Source organism: Polynucleobacter sp. IMCC30063, from assembly GCF_021395235.1.
Classification (GTDB): domain Bacteria; phylum Pseudomonadota; class Gammaproteobacteria; order Burkholderiales; family Burkholderiaceae; genus Polynucleobacter.
This window is the reverse complement of sequence record NZ_JAJVCQ010000006.1, coordinates 80,759-95,832: the sequence shown is the minus strand read 5'-3', so window position 1 is coordinate 95,832 and position 15,074 is coordinate 80,759. Positions and strand designations below refer to the sequence as shown.

Genomic DNA, 15,074 nt, shown 5'->3' with positions numbered 1-15,074 from the left:
ATTGTAGGCTTAGGCGAAAATGAAGGTGCCCACCCCTAAGGCGATAAACACTACTGCTGCTATGGCATGCACCCATTGAATTGGTAGGCGCTCGGTAAATTTACGCCCCAACCAAACTGCTGGAATATTGGCTAACATCATCCCTACTGTGGTACCTAAGGTTACTGAAGTCACGCTGTCGTAACGAGCGCCGAGCGCAATTGTCGCAATTTGGGTTTTATCACCCATTTCTGCCAAAAAGAAAATAGTCGTGGTAAAAATAAAAACTGGCCACGCTCGATTCGCGACGCGCCGCTCTTTGCTTTCATGGAAATGATCTGGAATCAGCAACCAGAAACCAATCAATAAAAAACCGACCCCCAAAATCCACTGCATGACAATGGGGCTCAGTAAGTCTGCTACCCAATGACCCGCCAATGCAGCGCCTGCATGATTAAACAAGGTGGCAAGCAAAATTCCACCAATAATGGGCCCAGCTTGTTTGGGATATCGCGCGGCCAACATTAAAGACAGAAGTTGCGTTTTATCGCCAATTTCAGCCAAAGCGACGACCGAGCTTGAAATGATGAAGGCTGAAAAATCAAACATATTCGACTATTTAGTTAATTACTATTGAGATCTTTAATTAATACAATTTGGCTATTAAGCTGAAGAATCATACACTCTCCAATATTGAAAAGCATATTGAAGGATAGTAATGGCAATGACTGAAGGTAATTTAGAAGCTCCGACCCGCCACCCCTTGGATTGGCAAAATCCTGAGTTTTATGATCAGACGAAAATTGATGCTGAATTAGAGCGCGTCTTTGACGTTTGCCACGGCTGTCGACGCTGTGTCAATCTTTGCGGATCCTTTCCAACTTTATTTGATCTCATCGACGGCACCCCCGACGGCGAACTCGAACAAGTGAACAAAGCCGATTATCAAACGGTGGTTGATCAGTGCTACCTCTGTGACGTGTGCTACATGACCAAATGCCCCTATGTGCCGCCCCACCCTTGGAATATTGATTTTCCGCATTTAATGTTGCGGCAAAAAGCCAAAAACTTTCAAGATGACAAAGCTACTGTTCGCGATAAAGTTCTGTCGGCCACCGACAAAATGGGTTTCTTCGCGGGCATTCCAATTGTCACCCAAGCCGTTAATGCGGTAAACAAAACTGGACTGGCGCGCTTGATGTTAGAAGGCGCCCTCGGCGTTCATAAAGACGCCTGGCTTCCAGAATACGCCACAAAAACCTTTCCTCAATTGGCAGCAAAATCATCTACCTTTCCAGTCATTGATGGCAAGAAAACACCGGGCAAAGTGGCCATCTTTGCCACCTGTTATATCAATTACAACGAGCCAGGTATTGGACAAGATCTCATTAAAATTTTGCAACATAATGAAATACCCTATGAACTAGTTGAGAAGGAAGCTTGTTGTGGCATGCCTAAACTTGAGCTTGGCGATTTAGAGTCAGTGGCAGCTAATAAAGAAAAGAATATGCCTAAGCTAGCCGAACTTGCTCGCGCTGGCTATGCGATCCTCACCCCAATTCCCTCTTGTACCCTGATGTTTAAACAAGAGCTGCCACTGATGTTCCCAGGCGATACTGCCGTGCAAGCCGTGAAAGAGGCGATGTGGGACCCATTTGAATACTTAGTCGCACGCCATAAAGATGGCTTACTGAAAACCAATTTCACGACTGAATTAGGTCATGTAAGCTATCACCTTGCTTGCCATTCACGAGTACAAAATGTGGGACAAAAAACTGCTGAAGCTTTGCGTTTAATTCCCGGTACTGTAGTTAATGTAGTTGAGCGTTGCTCAGGCCACTCTGGCACTTGGGGTGTTAAAAAAGAATTTCATGAAATGGCGAAAAAAATCGGTAAACCGGTTTTTAAACGGATGGCGGAAGAAGAGCCTAATTTTATTAGCTCGGATTGCCAACTGGCTGGTCACCATATCGAGCAAGGGATGGCTGAGTTGGGTTTGCCTCCGACTCCTATGGCGCACCCATTAACTCTCATGGCTAAGGGCTATGGGCTGTAAACTAGCAGAAAGATAGGATAAATCAACAATGGGAATGATTACCCGCAGTAGCCTTTTAAGCCTCGAGGCTTATCACAAGGAGCGCCCAGAAATGCGCCACAAAGCCATTGAAGAGCGCCGTATCCGCACCGTGCATTTAGGTGATCACTTGACAATGATTTTCGAAAATGAATTTCTGATGCGCTATCAGATTCAAGAAATGCTCCGCGTTGAAAAAACCTTCGATGACGCGGGCATTCAAGATGAGCTCGACGCTTACAACCCATTGGTACCAAACGGCTCGAATTTCAAGGCGACGATGATGCTCGAGTATCCCAATGAAGCCGATCGCAAAATTGCCTTGAGTAAATTGCTTGGCGTTGAAAATCATGTCTTCATTGAGATTGAAGGCCAGCCACGGGTTTACGCGATTGCCGATGAAGATTTAGAGCGCAGCTCTGAAGAAAAAACGTCTGCAGTGCACTTTATGCGCTTTGAGCTCAGCGACGATATGAAAAAGGTTTTGCAAGCGGGAGCACAAATGATGGTGGGCTGTGACCATAAAGGCTACCCCTTCCACATTGAAACCCTCGCTCACGAAACCTTAGCCTCTTTAGTTAGTGATCTGAGTTAACCTTTTAGTTAAGTGCAAGCCTCAAGCAATTCATCTGCCGAAATATAGTTCAAACTTTGTGCTTGCGCCACAGGTGCAGAGGTTAACCTACCACGATAAACGCTTAAGCCATTGCGCAAATGCGGATCGAACTCTAAGGCGGCACTTAAACCGTGATTAGCCAAAGCTTCAACAAATGGGAAAGTTGCGTTGGTTAAGGCCAGAGTTGAGGTTCTGGCCACAGCACCTGGCATATTAGCAACGCAGTAATGAATTACTCCGTCCACTTCAAAGGTAGGATTGGCATGAGTAGTGGGTAGTGAAGTTTCAAAACATCCCCCCTGATCAATTGCCACATCGACCACCACCGCACCCGATTTCATTTTGCCGACCATTTTGCGCGTGACCAATTTAGGCGCTGCGGCACCAGGTAAAAGTACCCCGCCAATCACAGCATCCGCCTGATAGACGGCATCCTCTAAAATACTAGGATCAGAGTAAAGTGATTTAACGCGGTTCCCATAAATCACATCAATTGCTCTTAAGCGCTCGTTATCACAATCAAAGATGGTCACATCAGCGCCAATACCAACCGCTATTTGCAAGGCATTGCGCCCCACCACTCCTGCGCCCAAAATTACCACCTTCGCTGGTGCGACACCGGGTACCCCAGCCATTAAAATTCCTGGGCCTCCATGGGATTTTTCTAAATGATGAGCCGCAGCCTGAATCGACATGCGGCCCGCAACCTCGCTCATTGGTGCAAGCAAAGGTAATGTGCCATTACCTGAAGTGACGGTTTCATATGCAATACAAATCGCGCCAGATGCTAATAGCGCCTTGGTTTGTAATGGGTCGGGAGCTAAGTGCAAATAGGTAAATAAAATTTGATCCTCCCGCAACAGCGCACATTCTTCTGCTTGCGGCTCTTTCACTTTTACAATCATGTCTGCGCTAGCAAAAATTTCTTCAGCGGCTTCAGTTAGCTTAGCGCCAGCAATGCGATACATTTCATCAGTATAGCCAATGCGCTTTCCAGCATCACGCTGCACCAAAATGGTATGGCCCTGCATACTTAAGGCGCGCACATTACTTGGTGTAAGGCCAATCCGAAATTCATTATTTTTTACTTCTTGTGGTAAACCAATAATCATATTTTCTCCCTAATAAGTTGATTTTTACGATGTAAACCCAATACGAAAAACAGGACAAAATAAAGCCCCAATAAACACGGTCCTACAATTAAGGCCGCCCGGGCATAGTCACTCATTGCCATCATGGCGATGACTAAACCAATGAATGCCAATGCGAACCAAGACGAGAATGGCCACCAGGGCGTTTTAAATGCCAACGCAGTAGTTTGTGCCGGTGACAAGGAGCGGCGAAATTGCAGTTGGGTATATAAAATTGCTACCCAAACCATTAAGCCAATAAAAGTGACTCCAGCCATGGCGTAATGAAAGGCCGCAGCTGGCGCAAAGTAATTTAATGCCACTCCCGCCATCGCTACCAAAACTGTCAGGATGACCGCCTTATGGGGTACCCCGCCAACTGATAAAGCTGCCAATTTTTCTGGAGCGTAGCCATTCACTGATAAGGCATATAGCAAACGACCGCCACTAAAAATACCCGCATTACATGACGATAAGGCAGCAGTGATGACCACAAAATTAATGACACCAGCTGCTTCACGTAAACCAATGCGCTCAAACATCACCACAAAGGGACTGCCTTGCTGGCCAACTTCATTCCAAGGAAAAATGGCCAAGATCACCAATAACGCACCAAGATAAAAAATTAAAATACGCCAAGCCAAGGAATTAATCGCCATCGGAATTGTTTTGCGGGGATTTTCTGCTTCACCTGCCGACAAGCCAATCATCTCGATACCAACATAGGCGAATAAAACCATCTCGAGAGAAAGTAATAAACCCTCAATACCATTGGGGAAAAAACCGCCGTGCTGCCATAGGTTTGCCAAACCGAGTGGCTGCCACTCATTGGTATAGCCTAGAAAAATAACGGCTACACCAATAGCAATCATGACAATAATCGCGACCACTTTAATTAAGGCAAACCAAAACTCAAATTCACCAAATACTTTGACGGCAATTAAGTTGATCAAACCCATTGACACAATGGATGCTAGTGCCCAAGTCCATTGTGGAATATCGGGAAACCAAATACCCATATAAATTCCCACCGCAGTCACTTCAGCGATACCAACCAAAATCCAATAGGTCCAATATCCCCAACCGACCATATAGCCAGCTAGCGGACTCACATAACTGCTCGCGTATGCAGCAAATGAACCAGCGACTGGTTCATGAACCGCCATTTCACCCAAAGCACGCAAAACAATAAATGCCACTATTCCGGCAATCAGGTAACTTAACAAAATAGAGGGGCCAGCTAGTTTGATTGCCGTACTTGAACCCAAAAAGAGTCCCACTCCAATCGTCGATCCTAAAGCCATGAGGCGAATATGCCGCACCTTCAGATGGCGTTTTAATCCGTGTGATTCTGTTTGCAAAAGATCTCCTTTCGATCTGACGTTGCTAAGCAAGCAACGAAGCAGAGTCTAGGGAGTCGCAGAGAAAAGCACTAGAGCCTAAAACTACCAAAAGTTATAGAAATGAAAAAACTACTTGGCCTTTGCTCGCATTTCTAGCCAAGCAATAACTCAAATCAAATTCCTGCTTGAGCTTCCTACAGCAAAATACGAAATTTCTGACAGGGAAATCCCTGATGCAATTCCATCAATTTTGATCTTGCGCCAAGCAGGAGGCGCTTTTAAAACTAAATTCAGGGAAATAAGTGAAAACGCAGGCGAAAAAAAACCCCGGCGAACCGAGGTTTTTTAAAGCAGTAAAAATTACTTCTTAGCGTCAGCAGCTGGCTTAGCAGCAGCGGCAGCAGGTGCAGCAGCTTTTGCATCTTTAGCAGGCGCAGCAGGTGCAGCAGCAGCTGGCTTAGCAGCAGCGGCAGCAGGTGCAGCTTTTGCATCTTTAGCTGGCTCAGCAGCAAAAACGGAAACAGCGAATAAACCAGAAACTAAAGCAGCGATAATTTTGCTCATGTAAAACTCCTATATAGGTAAGAAATTTGCAGTTGCCTGCAGGTTCAAATAAAAACCACTCCACTAAAAACCACTCACCACAATAAAGCGCTTTCGGTAAGCAGTTTTCATTTGAAGCTTAATAATCAACGTCTTACTAGGCAAAGCGTTGACAGTTTTGTTACTTAGAAATCTAAATAACGCGAAATTCTAGCAAATTTGTCCAAGTTTTTGGAGGATTGAGGCGAAAAAAAACCCCAGCGAACCGAGGTTTTTTACATAAAACGGGTAGAAATTACTTACTTGCAGGCATTTTTTTGCCTTCAGCAGCACGTGTTTTATCTTCCATTTTAGGCTGAATTTCATCTCCAGCTTTCTTTTGCTTCTGCGAAGTTGAATCTTTAGCAGTAGTTAAATCTTTACCAGTTTCAGTTTTGCGCTGCTCTTTTTCAAGTTTAGGTTGTACTGCATCGCCAGCTGCGGCTTGTTTAACCTTAGTTGAATCTTTAGCAGTTGGTAAACCTTTGCCAGTTTCAGCTTTGCGCTGCTCTTTTTCAAGCTTAGGCTGTACAGCATCACCAGCTGGGGCTTGCTTAGCAGGTTGGGCATAAACACTAACTGCGAATAAACCAGAAACCAAAGCAATGATCAATTTGCTCATGTAAAACTCCTATATAGGTAATAAAAAGCAGTTTCCTGCAAGTTCAAACAAAAACCACTCGATTCAAAAAAAACGGCCATAATGAAGTAGCCTTTATTTGAAGCTAGCCATACAACGCCTCAAAAAATGAATTGTTGACAGTTTTGCTACTTAGAATACTAAGTAAGTCAGGAGTTTAGCAAATTTATGCGGCTTTTCTATGGCTAATTAAGGCCAAAACCTCGGCAGCAGCTAAAAAACCGCATCCCGCCGTCACCGTTACTGCTGAACCATAGCCAGCGCAGGCTAAACCCCCAATGGCTTTGCCCATTCGAGGCTCATTTGAGTAGATGGCGCGAATTCCCATCTTTTTCTTTAAGTCTCGTGAAAAACCGTGGTTTTTACGCAAATCTGCCCGAATTTTTGCCAGCAAAGGGTCTTGAATAGCTTGTCCTAAGTCATCAGCACGTAAGCAACTCGGGTCTCTTTTCCCGCCCACCCCGCCACACATAACTAATTCTTGTTGCTTTGCCACGCTCCATGCTGCGAGGGCAATTTTGGTTTCAAGAGCGTCAGTTGCGTCTAAAACGATTGCCCCTAAGGGAATGAATAAATCTAAGTTATTTGGTTCTAAAAAAGCGTCATGGCAAGTTAAACGTAAGGCAGGATTAATACGCATGAGTCGCTCGGCCATTACTGCCACTTTTTCACGCCCAAACTCACCTTCTAAAGCGGGTAATTGTCGATTGGTATTGCCTTCGCTAACATGATCAAAATCGATCAAGACTAAATGACCAATTGCTGAGCGCGCCAAGGCTTCTGCTGCCCAAGAGCCAACACCCCCGAGACCCGCTACCACTACAGTAGCTTGTTGAAACCTCGCATAGGCGGTATCGCCATACAATTTAGCTACCCCACCAAAGCGGCGGTTTACCGCAACCCCAAGGCCTTCGGTCGCTGCCTCACCAGTCTCTTGGTTGATGGCAAAATTTGCTCTTATTCCCTTACTCATAAGCTCTCTTTATACTGAATTCATGAACACCATTGCAGAACTGCGTAAAAACTATGCTCGCGGGCAGTTATCTGAAACTGATGTGCCGCCAGATCCTTTCACTTTCTTTCATACTTGGTTTGAACAAGCCATGAACGCGCAGTGTCCAGAACCCAACGCCATGACCTTGGCCACCGCCGATGCTACGGGTAAACCGTCCTTGCGTACAGTGCTACTGAAAGGTGCAGATATCACCGGCTTTACATTTTTTACCAACTACCAAAGCCAGAAGGGCCAGGAGCTTGCCGAGCGGCCTCAAGCTGCGTTGTTATTTTACTGGCATGAGCTCGAGCGCCAAGTGCGCATTTCAGGGTTGGTTAGCCGCATTAGCACCGCCGAAAGCGATGCATACTTTCATTCGCGCCCAGTAGCTTCGCGCATTGGCGCGTGGGCCTCCCCCCAAAGTACTGAAATCCCCAACCGCGATTTTTTAGAGGCGGCAGAGCAGCGCTTTGAAAAGCAATTTGGTGATAACCCTCCACGCCCAGATCATTGGGGCGGATATTGCCTGCAGGCTGAAGAAATTGAGTTTTGGCAAGGCCGCCCATCACGCTTGCATGATCGCATTCGTTATCAGCTAGTCAAGACAGCGGCACCCAGCTTCAACCCTGCTTGGCGCATTTCACGTTTAGCTCCCTAAGCGTTCAAACCCCGTTGTGGTGTAAAAAGTGAGCTGCAGTAAGCTTGCTGAGCAACTTAAGCAGTGGGATTGATTAACGCTTTAAATTTAGCTCTAAATTTACTCAGCTTTGGTGCAATGATGGCAGCGCAATAGCCTTGCGCCGGGTGATCTCGAAAATAATTTTGGTGATAAGCCTCAGCAGCATAAAAAATCGGGCTAGCTTGAATTTCCGTGACGATGGGCGCGCCATACGCATTTTCGCGAGTTAATTCGGCAACCACTTCATGGGCCGTTTTCTCTTGCTCCGCATTATTGGTATATATCACCGAACGATACTGGGAGCCGATATCATTGCCCTGTCGATTTAAGGTCGTAGGGTCATGAATCACAAAAAAGATTTCCAATAAATCGCGATAGCTGACTTCCTGCGGATCAAATTCAACCGCCACCACCTCTGCATGTCCTGTAAGGCCAGCGCAAACTGCGTCATAAGTTGGGTTGGCTCCTGCGCCACCTGCATAACCGGAAACGACAGCTGTGACTCCACGTACCTGCTGGTAAACCGCTTCAAGACACCAAAAGCATCCACCACCCAAGGTGGCTGTTTCTAATTTCACTCCATTCATAACTTGTCCTTTGTGATGGATTTTGATTGATCTTAACTTGGTAATTGTTGGTCTTTGTATTTACTAATCTTAGCCGAGCCCTAAGCAATCAGCAAATGGATGCCAAACACAATAAAGAGTCCACCGACCATCATCCATAAAATTGCTGACCAACGTAAATGAGTTTGAAATAAATGTAAAAAAAATTGTCCTGTACCAATCAGCATAGCTAAATATGCCATGCTCAAAATTTGAGTAACTAGTGCTAAATAGAAAAAGCTCAAGCTTGGATAAGCAAAAGTAGGGTCAACAAATTGTGAAAAAAATGAAACAAAGAAAAAAATTGCCTTCGGATTAGTCAGCGATAAAGCCAATGCAGCCCATAAAGGATGAAGTTGAGCCAAACGAATTGCCGCAAAAGTGTCTTTGGGTGTAAGTGCTTGCGCCTTTGGCCAGCGTCTTACCCCGCCGCGAATAAGCCCCCACCCGAGCCACGCTAAATAAGCCGCACCAACATAACGCACCACCGCAAACGTCATTGGTGAAGCGGTTAATAAACTCGTCACACCAAGAGCAATGGCCAACATCAATACCGAGTCGCCCAAAAATATCCCGCACGCACCCCATGCGCCCGCGCGCCATCCCCGCTGTGCAGAAATGGTTAAAACATACAATGAGTTTGGCCCGGGTAAAAGTACGATGATGATCGTACCCAAAAGATAGGTGGGGAAATTCACAATACCAACACTTAAACCGAGCTCAGTCCAATTCATTGCGAGTGATAAACCCTTGCTTTAATTGATCAAATCTGCCATAATAAGAGGCTTTTTGAAACATCGCCCCCAGCAATTTACACATTTTCAGCGATTTTGCTTCACATATTCAGCACTACTGTAATTCAAAGTTGCTTAAAAATTGTGTTTATAGCCCCGCTGCCGCTTGTCTGATGGTCGATGCCTTATATAGACCATCGCGCTCGCCTATCTCCTCTAGAGAAGAACCGAAGCGCACAACCGGAGACATCCCAAATGGGATGTGAAGACATGACTTACACAAATGAAACAACACACACGCCTAGCAAAGGCAAGAATCCCTTAGAGCCAACTCTGTTTGCCTCTTTTGGTTTAGCAGAACCCCTGCTGAACAATGTTACTGGCTTAGGCTTTACTGCTGCGACACCTGTTCAAGCACAGGTTATTCCTGCTGCAATGAGTGGTGGCGACTGGCTAGTAAGCAGTCAAACAGGTAGCGGCAAAACCGCCGCCTTTTTATTACCCCTCTTACATCAATTAGTGACTAGTAACCCCCATGGTTCACCAGTACCTGGGCGCGCACAACCGAAAATATTAGTGCTTTGCCCAACCCGTGAATTAGCGCAACAAGTTGCTGCTGATGCGATTAATTTATCGCGCGGCATCAAAGGGATCCGCATTGCAATCGTCATGGGTGGTATGCCCTATGGCAAACAAATACAAGCGCTTAAAGGTGCGCTTTTAGTTGTCGCCACTCCCGGTCGATTACTCGATTTGAATAAAACCCGTGCGATTCGTTTAGATGATGTGCAACATTTAGTCATCGATGAGGCCGATCGGATGCTCGATATGGGCTTTGCCGAAGATCTCGAAGCGATTGATCAACTATGTCGTGGCCGCAAACAGACCCTCATGTTTTCAGCGACCTTTGATCCCAAGGTAATGTCCTTGGCAACCCGCTTAACTAAACAAGCTGGTCGTATTGAATTAGCCCATGCTGGTGATGTTCATGCCAATATTGCCCAAAAATTACATTGGGCCGATAACATGGCGCACAAGCATCGCTTACTCGCCCACTTACTTTCGGATCCTGAATTAGATCAAGCTGTGGTCTTTGCTAGCACCCAAGTTGAAAGCGAAAAAATTGCTGATACCTTGCGGGCGAATGGTTATGAAGCCAGTGCTTTACACGGCGCAATGCCCCAAGCAGTGCGTATGCGACGCCTAGATTCCTTACGTAAAGGCCATACAAAAATTTTGGTTGCTACCGATGTTGCTGCGCGCGGTATTGATGTGCCACGCATTAGTCACGTCATTAATTTTGGCTTACCCATGAAGCCCGAAGACTATACCCATCGGATTGGCAGAACTGGTCGCGCAGGTCGCAATGGCACCGCTATTACCTTGGTTGAACATCGTGATCGCGTCAAAATTCGGGCAATTGAGCGCTTTACCCAACAAGATATTCCCTCATCTGTCATCGCAGGCCTTGAGCCCACCGCTAACCCCAACGCTGGCTCTGGCCGGCCTGGCGGCGGTCGTGGTCGTTCAGGTGGTGGTGGCGGTGGCGGCAGACCCGGTGGACGAACTGGTGCTGGTGGTGGGCGTTCTGGTAGCGGTGGCGGAGGCGGTGGCTACGCTGGCAAAACTGGTGGTACATATGCAGGTAAATCAGGTGGTAGTGGCTATGCTGGCAAAACCAGCACGGGTGGCTATGCTGGCAAAACCAGCACGGGTGGCTATGCCGCGCGTTCAGACTCCCGCCCAGAATCACGTTCTGCCCGACCCACCGATAATCGTACTGGCCCTAAATTTGCGAAGCCCAAATCGGGCGCGCCGCGCAAATCCTATAGTAGTAATTAATTTTGGTTCACCACAATCGCCTCCGTTCTGCATGGAATCGAGTCGATTCTGGTGGTAATTTACGCGCCCAGGGTGGGCTGCATCTTGCACCGCCCGCTTGGCAAGGGTGGCTTAGTGATGCAGGCTCGCTAACTAAAAAAATTGAAGTGGCTTTTGGCCGTCGTTTGGAAGTCATCGTGCTGGCCGATGAGGTCCAAACTATTTTGCCCGAAGAATCCCGCTTATTTAAAAAATCCCTGCAGCGTTGTCGCGTGCGTGAAGTGCTACTTTGCATTCAGGGTGAGCCAGTGGTTGTGGCACGTAGTGTCATTCCCACTAGCAGTTCATCAGGCCATAACCGACTCATTTTAAAATTGGGCAATAAACCCTTAGGTGCAGTTTTATTTGCCAATACGCATGGACGCAGAAGTAAAACTGTGCGAGATGTTGCCCACCTAAGCCGCAGACAAGCGCTATGGCGGGCTTGTCAAAAAAAATATACCGCCCTTCCCTCGCAATTGTGGGCACGACGCACCATCTATTATTTAAACGGCCATCCGCTTTTAGTTAGCGAGTTGTTTTTACCTAGTCTATTGCTAATTCCTCTACCCACTGCAAACTTGCTTTAATTAAAGCCGCATCGCCAGACCCGCAGAGTCGCACGTCACCAAAACCAATTTCGCTAGCTAACGTCGCAATGTTTTGATGTGGACATAAAGCAGTGGCCTGCTGTAAATTCAGTGTCGTCCGATCTTGATCAGGCTGACCTAAATAACGCACAGCCTCAGATGAGGTGAGCAGCCAAAGTTTTTGATCGCTAGAGTTTGCCTGAATTGCTTGCCATAATGGGTTTGATTTTTCTAAAGGTACTCGGCTATAAACCGCAAAAGTTTCTAGCTGTGCCCCCGCTGCCAATAAGGTTTCTGCCAGCCACTCGCGGCCGCCGTCCCCTTTAAAAATAATGACACGACGTTCAGCCCAATCCCAATCGTGTTTTTTTTGCTCTGCTTGTAATGTCTGCCATAAACCTTCTGAATCCCACTGCTGTGGATTTTTTGGCAACAAAATCATCTGGGCATCAACCCCATGTTGCAAGAGTGATTTTTTGCTACTTTCCCCCATCACCCCAACTTGTAACTGCATCGGCGCTAATTCGTGCCAAGGCGCACTCAGTAAACGCATGCCACACTCAATAGCATTCGGGCTGACAAAAATGACCAAATCGGCCTGACTGATCGCCGCGGGGATATCCACCTGTAATTGAAAATCGGTTTTGGGAATAATTTTAAGTAGCGGTAAAGCTAACACGCTAGTCTGCTGCGCTATCCCACTAGACGCCACAGATAAGGCAGTTTGCAATTGCTCAATTAATTGTTGCGCCTGCGCTATAGGGCGCGTCACAATAATGGTCGGGGCAATCGTTAAATCGCTCATGAGCCAATCAAACCAAGAAGCCTAGGGCAGTGGCGCAGGAATCAATGCGGCCGCACCCTGCAAAATTAAATCGTCAGCTACTTTAAGGCCTAGCACTTCAGCCATCACTAAATCAACCACTGGACTGCTGGCTGCAGCTTCACAGATTTGCAACCCATCGGGGCTGGCCACAAATGAACGTAACTCTAATTGAGCACCATTCCATACCGCATGCGCTGCTAAAGGCACCTGACACGAGCCGCCCAATTGGCGCGACACCATGCGCTCGGCACTTACCGCCAACCAAGTAGCGGGATCGTTTAAGGGTGCTAGGATCGCCCGCATCGCGGTATTACGAGAATAAATTTCAATTCCCAAGGCACCCTGACCAGCCGCTGGTGTAAATGGGTCAAGCGGTAACAAGGCTTTAATTCGCGAAGCTAAGCCTAAGCGTTTAAGGCCTGCAGCCGCCAAAATAATGGCGTGGTACTGACCTTGATCTAATTTACCTAAACGGGTATCTAAATTACCCCGTAAAGACTGAATTTGTAAATGCGGGAATGCGGCGCGTAACACCGCTTCGCGACGCAGGCTTGAAGTTCCTACTATGGCGCCCTTAGGCAAATCATCAAGCGAATTAAAGTCATTCGAAACCAAGGCATCTCGCGCCTCTTCTCGTTCCATAACGCAGGCTAGCTCGAACCCCTCAGGCATATTCATCGGCACATCTTTGAGCGAATGAACTGCCAAATCAGCCCTGCCATCTTCAAGGGCAGTCTCTAATTCCTTAACAAATAGGCCTTTACCACCCACTTTTGAGAGTGATTGGTCCAAAATTTGATCGCCACGGGTAGTCATTCCTAAAATGGTGATGACACAATCAGGATAGAGGCTTTGCAGGCAATCCCGCACATATTCGGCCTGCCACATGGCTAGCCGACTTTCACGCGAAGCAATGGTTAAACTGAGAGGGTTAGGCTTGGTCTGCATCGGCATTAAAATATCAATATAACTTGCCACAATATACTGTGTTTATGAGCTCATCTAAAAATTCCCTTGCCAATAAAGCCCAAGCCTGGTCAGGAAGGTTTACAGAACCTGTTGATGCGCTCGTCCAACGCTATACCGCCTCGATTGGTTTTGACCACCGTCTTGCGCAAGTAGATATCACGGCATCCTTAGCGCATGCCGCTATGTTGGCACAACAAAAGATTATTAGCCCAGCAGACCTAGCGGCTATTGAAGCTGGTATGGCACAGATTCGTAGTGAAATTACCGCAGGTCAATTTCAGTGGCAACTGGCCTTGGAAGATGTGCATTTAAATATTGAAGCTCGTCTTATCGAGCTAGCTGGCGATGCTGGCAAACGACTCCATACCGGTCGTTCACGCAACGATCAAGTGGCCACCGATTTGCGACTTTTTTTGCGTGCCAGTATCGATGAAACAGCTGAGGCATTGACTCAACTGCGCACGGCTTTTATCAATTTAGCCGAGCAACATGCTGCAGTCATCATGCCTGGTCATACGCACTTACAAGTGGCGCAACCCGTTACCTTTGGTCATCACATGATGGCGTACTATGAAATGTTTAGTCGTGATGCAAGTCGGCTGGCCGATTGCCGTAAACGCCTCAATCAATTACCGCTTGGGGCTGCTGCTTTAGCGGGCACTAGCTATCCGATTGATCGGATGCAGGTTGCCAAAACGCTTGGGTTTGATGGGCTTTGCCGCAATTCTTTAGATGCAGTATCTGATCGCGATTTTGCCATTGAGTTTTGCGCCGTCGCCGCCACTTGCATGATGCATATTTCTCGCTTAGCCGAAGAACTAGTACTTTGGTTAAGCCCACGCTTTGGCTTTATTGATCTTCCCGATCGCTTTTGTACAGGTAGCTCAATCATGCCGCAAAAGAAAAATCCTGATGTGCCTGAATTAGCCCGTGGCAAAACAGGTCGGGTTTATGGTGATCTCATCGCCCTATTAACGCTGATGAAAAGCCAACCCTTAGCCTACAACAAAGATAATCAAGAAGATAAAGAACCCCTCTTTGATGCAGCAGATACCCTCTTAGATACCCTACGTATTTTTGCCGAGCTAGTACCGCATATTGTGGTGAATGTGCCAGTAATGTTGGCGGCAGCAGAGCAAGGCTTTTCCACTGCAACCGACCTAGCCGATTATTTAGTCAAAAAGGGCTTGCCATTTCGTGATGCGCATGAAGCGGTAGCTCTTGCCGTGAAAGCCTGCGTTAATCAGTCGTGCGCCCTTAGTGAGCTCTCCTTAGCTGAATTACAAAACGCCTGCGGCTTACAGGGGCAGGCTCATTTATTGACTGAAGATGTATTTGCTTTATTGCAAGTGCAGGGTTCTGTTGAGGCTCGCGCTCATCTCGGCGGCACTGCGCCAAAACAGGTGCTTGCTGCCATTCTGCAAGCGCGGGCTGACTTAGCAGGCTGACTTAG

17 protein-coding genes are annotated in these 15,074 nt (G+C 47.0%); 7 read left to right on the top strand and 10 right to left on the bottom strand.

Annotation, left to right across the window (positions count from 1 at the left end):
- Positions 1 to 9: 9 nt before the first annotated feature.
- Positions 10 to 588, bottom strand: coding sequence for a TMEM165/GDT1 family protein (locus LZG75_RS11275; RefSeq protein WP_233937578.1), 579 nt, complete (start codon positions 586 to 588; stop codon positions 10 to 12).
- A 109-nt stretch (positions 589 to 697) separates the two neighbouring features.
- Here LZG75_RS11275 and LZG75_RS11270 point away from each other — a divergent pair, with 109 nt between their 5' ends.
- Together LZG75_RS11270 and LZG75_RS11265 are read left to right on the top strand one after the other, a co-directional pair.
- Entirely contained in the window at positions 698 to 2,035 is a 1,338-nt protein-coding gene (locus LZG75_RS11270; protein ID WP_233937577.1) for a heterodisulfide reductase-related iron-sulfur binding cluster, read from the top strand.
- A gap of 28 nt (positions 2,036 to 2,063) precedes the next feature.
- Entirely contained in the window at positions 2,064 to 2,648 is a 585-nt protein-coding gene (locus tag LZG75_RS11265; RefSeq protein ID WP_233924722.1) for a DUF3501 family protein, read from the top strand.
- Positions 2,649 to 2,656: 8 nt separating this feature from the next.
- On the opposite strand, the gene ald is transcribed toward LZG75_RS11265, so the two are convergent.
- Both ald and LZG75_RS11255 read right to left on the bottom strand, forming a co-directional pair.
- On the bottom strand, positions 2,657 to 3,781 hold the full coding sequence (gene ald, locus LZG75_RS11260) for an alanine dehydrogenase (RefSeq protein WP_233937576.1): 1,125 nt from the start codon (positions 3,779 to 3,781) through the stop codon (positions 2,657 to 2,659).
- On the bottom strand, positions 3,778 to 5,103 hold the full coding sequence (locus tag LZG75_RS11255; protein WP_233924831.1) for an amino acid permease: 1,326 nt from the start codon (positions 5,101 to 5,103) through the stop codon (positions 3,778 to 3,780). The genes ald and LZG75_RS11255 overlap by 4 nt, the downstream gene beginning before the upstream one ends.
- 172 nt (positions 5,104 to 5,275) lie before the next feature.
- Between LZG75_RS11255 and LZG75_RS11250 the strand changes: the two genes are divergently transcribed.
- Positions 5,276 to 5,491, top strand: a complete 216-nt coding sequence (locus LZG75_RS11250) for a hypothetical protein (RefSeq protein WP_233924724.1) — start codon at positions 5,276 to 5,278, stop codon at positions 5,489 to 5,491.
- Between the two features lie 11 nt (positions 5,492 to 5,502).
- Here the strand turns inward: LZG75_RS11250 and LZG75_RS11245 are convergent, their stop codons facing one another.
- The 3 genes from LZG75_RS11245 to LZG75_RS11235 all read right to left on the bottom strand — a co-directional run bounded on the left by LZG75_RS11245 (position 5,503) and on the right by LZG75_RS11235 (position 7,337).
- Positions 5,503 to 5,706, bottom strand: coding sequence for a hypothetical protein (locus LZG75_RS11245; RefSeq protein WP_233924725.1), 204 nt, complete (start codon positions 5,704 to 5,706; stop codon positions 5,503 to 5,505).
- Between the two features lie 274 nt (positions 5,707 to 5,980).
- Positions 5,981 to 6,346 (bottom strand): hypothetical protein, encoded by a 366-nt coding sequence (locus tag LZG75_RS11240; RefSeq protein WP_233924726.1) that lies wholly within the window; start codon positions 6,344 to 6,346, stop codon positions 5,981 to 5,983.
- A gap of 184 nt (positions 6,347 to 6,530) precedes the next feature.
- Positions 6,531 to 7,337 carry a ThiF family adenylyltransferase gene (locus LZG75_RS11235; RefSeq protein WP_233937575.1) on the bottom strand — a complete coding sequence of 269 codons (807 nt, stop codon included), beginning with the start codon at positions 7,335 to 7,337 and terminating at the stop codon, positions 6,531 to 6,533.
- Positions 7,338 to 7,359: 22 nt separating this feature from the next.
- On the opposite strand from LZG75_RS11235, the gene pdxH reads away from it, so the two are divergent.
- Positions 7,360 to 8,016: a pyridoxamine 5'-phosphate oxidase gene (pdxH, locus tag LZG75_RS11230; RefSeq protein ID WP_233937574.1), complete on the top strand. Its 657-nt coding sequence runs from the start codon at positions 7,360 to 7,362 to the stop codon at positions 8,014 to 8,016.
- 56 nt (positions 8,017 to 8,072) lie between these two features.
- Here the strand turns inward: pdxH and msrA are convergent, their stop codons facing one another.
- Together msrA and leuE are read right to left on the bottom strand one after the other, a co-directional pair.
- Positions 8,073 to 8,624 (bottom strand): peptide-methionine (S)-S-oxide reductase MsrA, encoded by a 552-nt coding sequence (msrA, locus tag LZG75_RS11225; protein WP_233937573.1) that lies wholly within the window; start codon positions 8,622 to 8,624, stop codon positions 8,073 to 8,075.
- An 80-nt stretch (positions 8,625 to 8,704) separates the two neighbouring features.
- Entirely contained in the window at positions 8,705 to 9,376 is a 672-nt protein-coding gene (leuE, locus tag LZG75_RS11220) for a leucine efflux protein LeuE (protein WP_233937572.1), read from the bottom strand.
- Positions 9,377 to 9,646: 270 nt separating this feature from the next.
- Between leuE and LZG75_RS11215 the strand changes: the two genes are divergently transcribed.
- Together LZG75_RS11215 and LZG75_RS11210 are read left to right on the top strand one after the other, a co-directional pair.
- The gene (locus tag LZG75_RS11215; RefSeq protein ID WP_233937571.1) at positions 9,647 to 11,218 is read left to right on the top strand and encodes a DEAD/DEAH box helicase; all 1,572 of its coding nucleotides are present in this window, start codon (positions 9,647 to 9,649) and stop codon (positions 11,216 to 11,218) included.
- A 2-nt stretch (positions 11,219 to 11,220) separates the two neighbouring features.
- The gene (locus LZG75_RS11210; protein WP_233924733.1) at positions 11,221 to 11,826 is read left to right on the top strand and encodes a chorismate lyase; all 606 of its coding nucleotides are present in this window, start codon (positions 11,221 to 11,223) and stop codon (positions 11,824 to 11,826) included.
- Here the strand turns inward: LZG75_RS11210 and LZG75_RS11205 are convergent.
- Complete coding sequence (locus LZG75_RS11205; RefSeq protein WP_233937570.1) at positions 11,783 to 12,631, bottom strand: uroporphyrinogen-III synthase; 849 nt, start codon at positions 12,629 to 12,631, stop codon at positions 11,783 to 11,785. The two genes, LZG75_RS11210 and LZG75_RS11205, sit on opposite strands and share 44 nt — an antisense overlap.
- 21 nt (positions 12,632 to 12,652) lie before the next feature.
- Positions 12,653 to 13,606 carry a hydroxymethylbilane synthase gene (gene hemC / locus LZG75_RS11200; protein ID WP_233924736.1) on the bottom strand — a complete coding sequence of 318 codons (954 nt, stop codon included), beginning with the start codon at positions 13,604 to 13,606 and terminating at the stop codon, positions 12,653 to 12,655.
- Positions 13,607 to 13,644: 38 nt separating this feature from the next.
- Between hemC and argH the strand changes: the two genes are divergently transcribed.
- Positions 13,645 to 15,069 carry an argininosuccinate lyase gene (gene argH / locus LZG75_RS11195; protein WP_233937569.1) on the top strand — a complete coding sequence of 475 codons (1,425 nt, stop codon included), beginning with the start codon at positions 13,645 to 13,647 and terminating at the stop codon, positions 15,067 to 15,069.
- The last annotated feature ends 5 nt before the right edge of the window (positions 15,070 to 15,074 follow it).

Bases quoted from the DNA above. Each gene is read 5' to 3' on its own strand.
- LZG75_RS11275 (WP_233937578.1), bottom strand. From the start codon at position 588: ATGTTTGATTTTTCAGCCTTCATCATTTCAAGCTCGGTCGTCGCTTTG.
- LZG75_RS11205 (WP_233937570.1), bottom strand. From the start codon at position 12,631: ATGAGCGATTTAACGATTGCCCCGACCATTATTGTGACGCGCCCTATA.
- LZG75_RS11255 (WP_233924831.1), bottom strand. From the start codon at position 5,103: ATGGCTTTAGGATCGACGATTGGAGTGGGACTCTTTTTGGGTTCAAGT.
- LZG75_RS11270 (WP_233937577.1), top strand. From the start codon at position 698: ATGGCAATGACTGAAGGTAATTTAGAAGCTCCGACCCGCCACCCCTTG.
- LZG75_RS11265 (WP_233924722.1), top strand. From the start codon at position 2,064: ATGGGAATGATTACCCGCAGTAGCCTTTTAAGCCTCGAGGCTTATCAC.
- hemC (WP_233924736.1), bottom strand. From the start codon at position 13,606: ATGCCGATGCAGACCAAGCCTAACCCTCTCAGTTTAACCATTGCTTCG.
- msrA (WP_233937573.1), bottom strand. From the start codon at position 8,624: ATGAATGGAGTGAAATTAGAAACAGCCACCTTGGGTGGTGGATGCTTT.
- ald (WP_233937576.1), bottom strand. From the start codon at position 3,781: ATGATTATTGGTTTACCACAAGAAGTAAAAAATAATGAATTTCGGATT.
- LZG75_RS11215 (WP_233937571.1), top strand. From the start codon at position 9,647: ATGACTTACACAAATGAAACAACACACACGCCTAGCAAAGGCAAGAAT.
- LZG75_RS11235 (WP_233937575.1), bottom strand. From the start codon at position 7,337: ATGAGTAAGGGAATAAGAGCAAATTTTGCCATCAACCAAGAGACTGGT.
- LZG75_RS11240 (WP_233924726.1), bottom strand. From the start codon at position 6,346: ATGAGCAAATTGATCATTGCTTTGGTTTCTGGTTTATTCGCAGTTAGT.
- LZG75_RS11245 (WP_233924725.1), bottom strand. From the start codon at position 5,706: ATGAGCAAAATTATCGCTGCTTTAGTTTCTGGTTTATTCGCTGTTTCC.
- pdxH (WP_233937574.1), top strand. From the start codon at position 7,360: ATGAACACCATTGCAGAACTGCGTAAAAACTATGCTCGCGGGCAGTTA.
- argH (WP_233937569.1), top strand. From the start codon at position 13,645: ATGAGCTCATCTAAAAATTCCCTTGCCAATAAAGCCCAAGCCTGGTCA.
- leuE (WP_233937572.1), bottom strand. From the start codon at position 9,376: ATGAATTGGACTGAGCTCGGTTTAAGTGTTGGTATTGTGAATTTCCCC.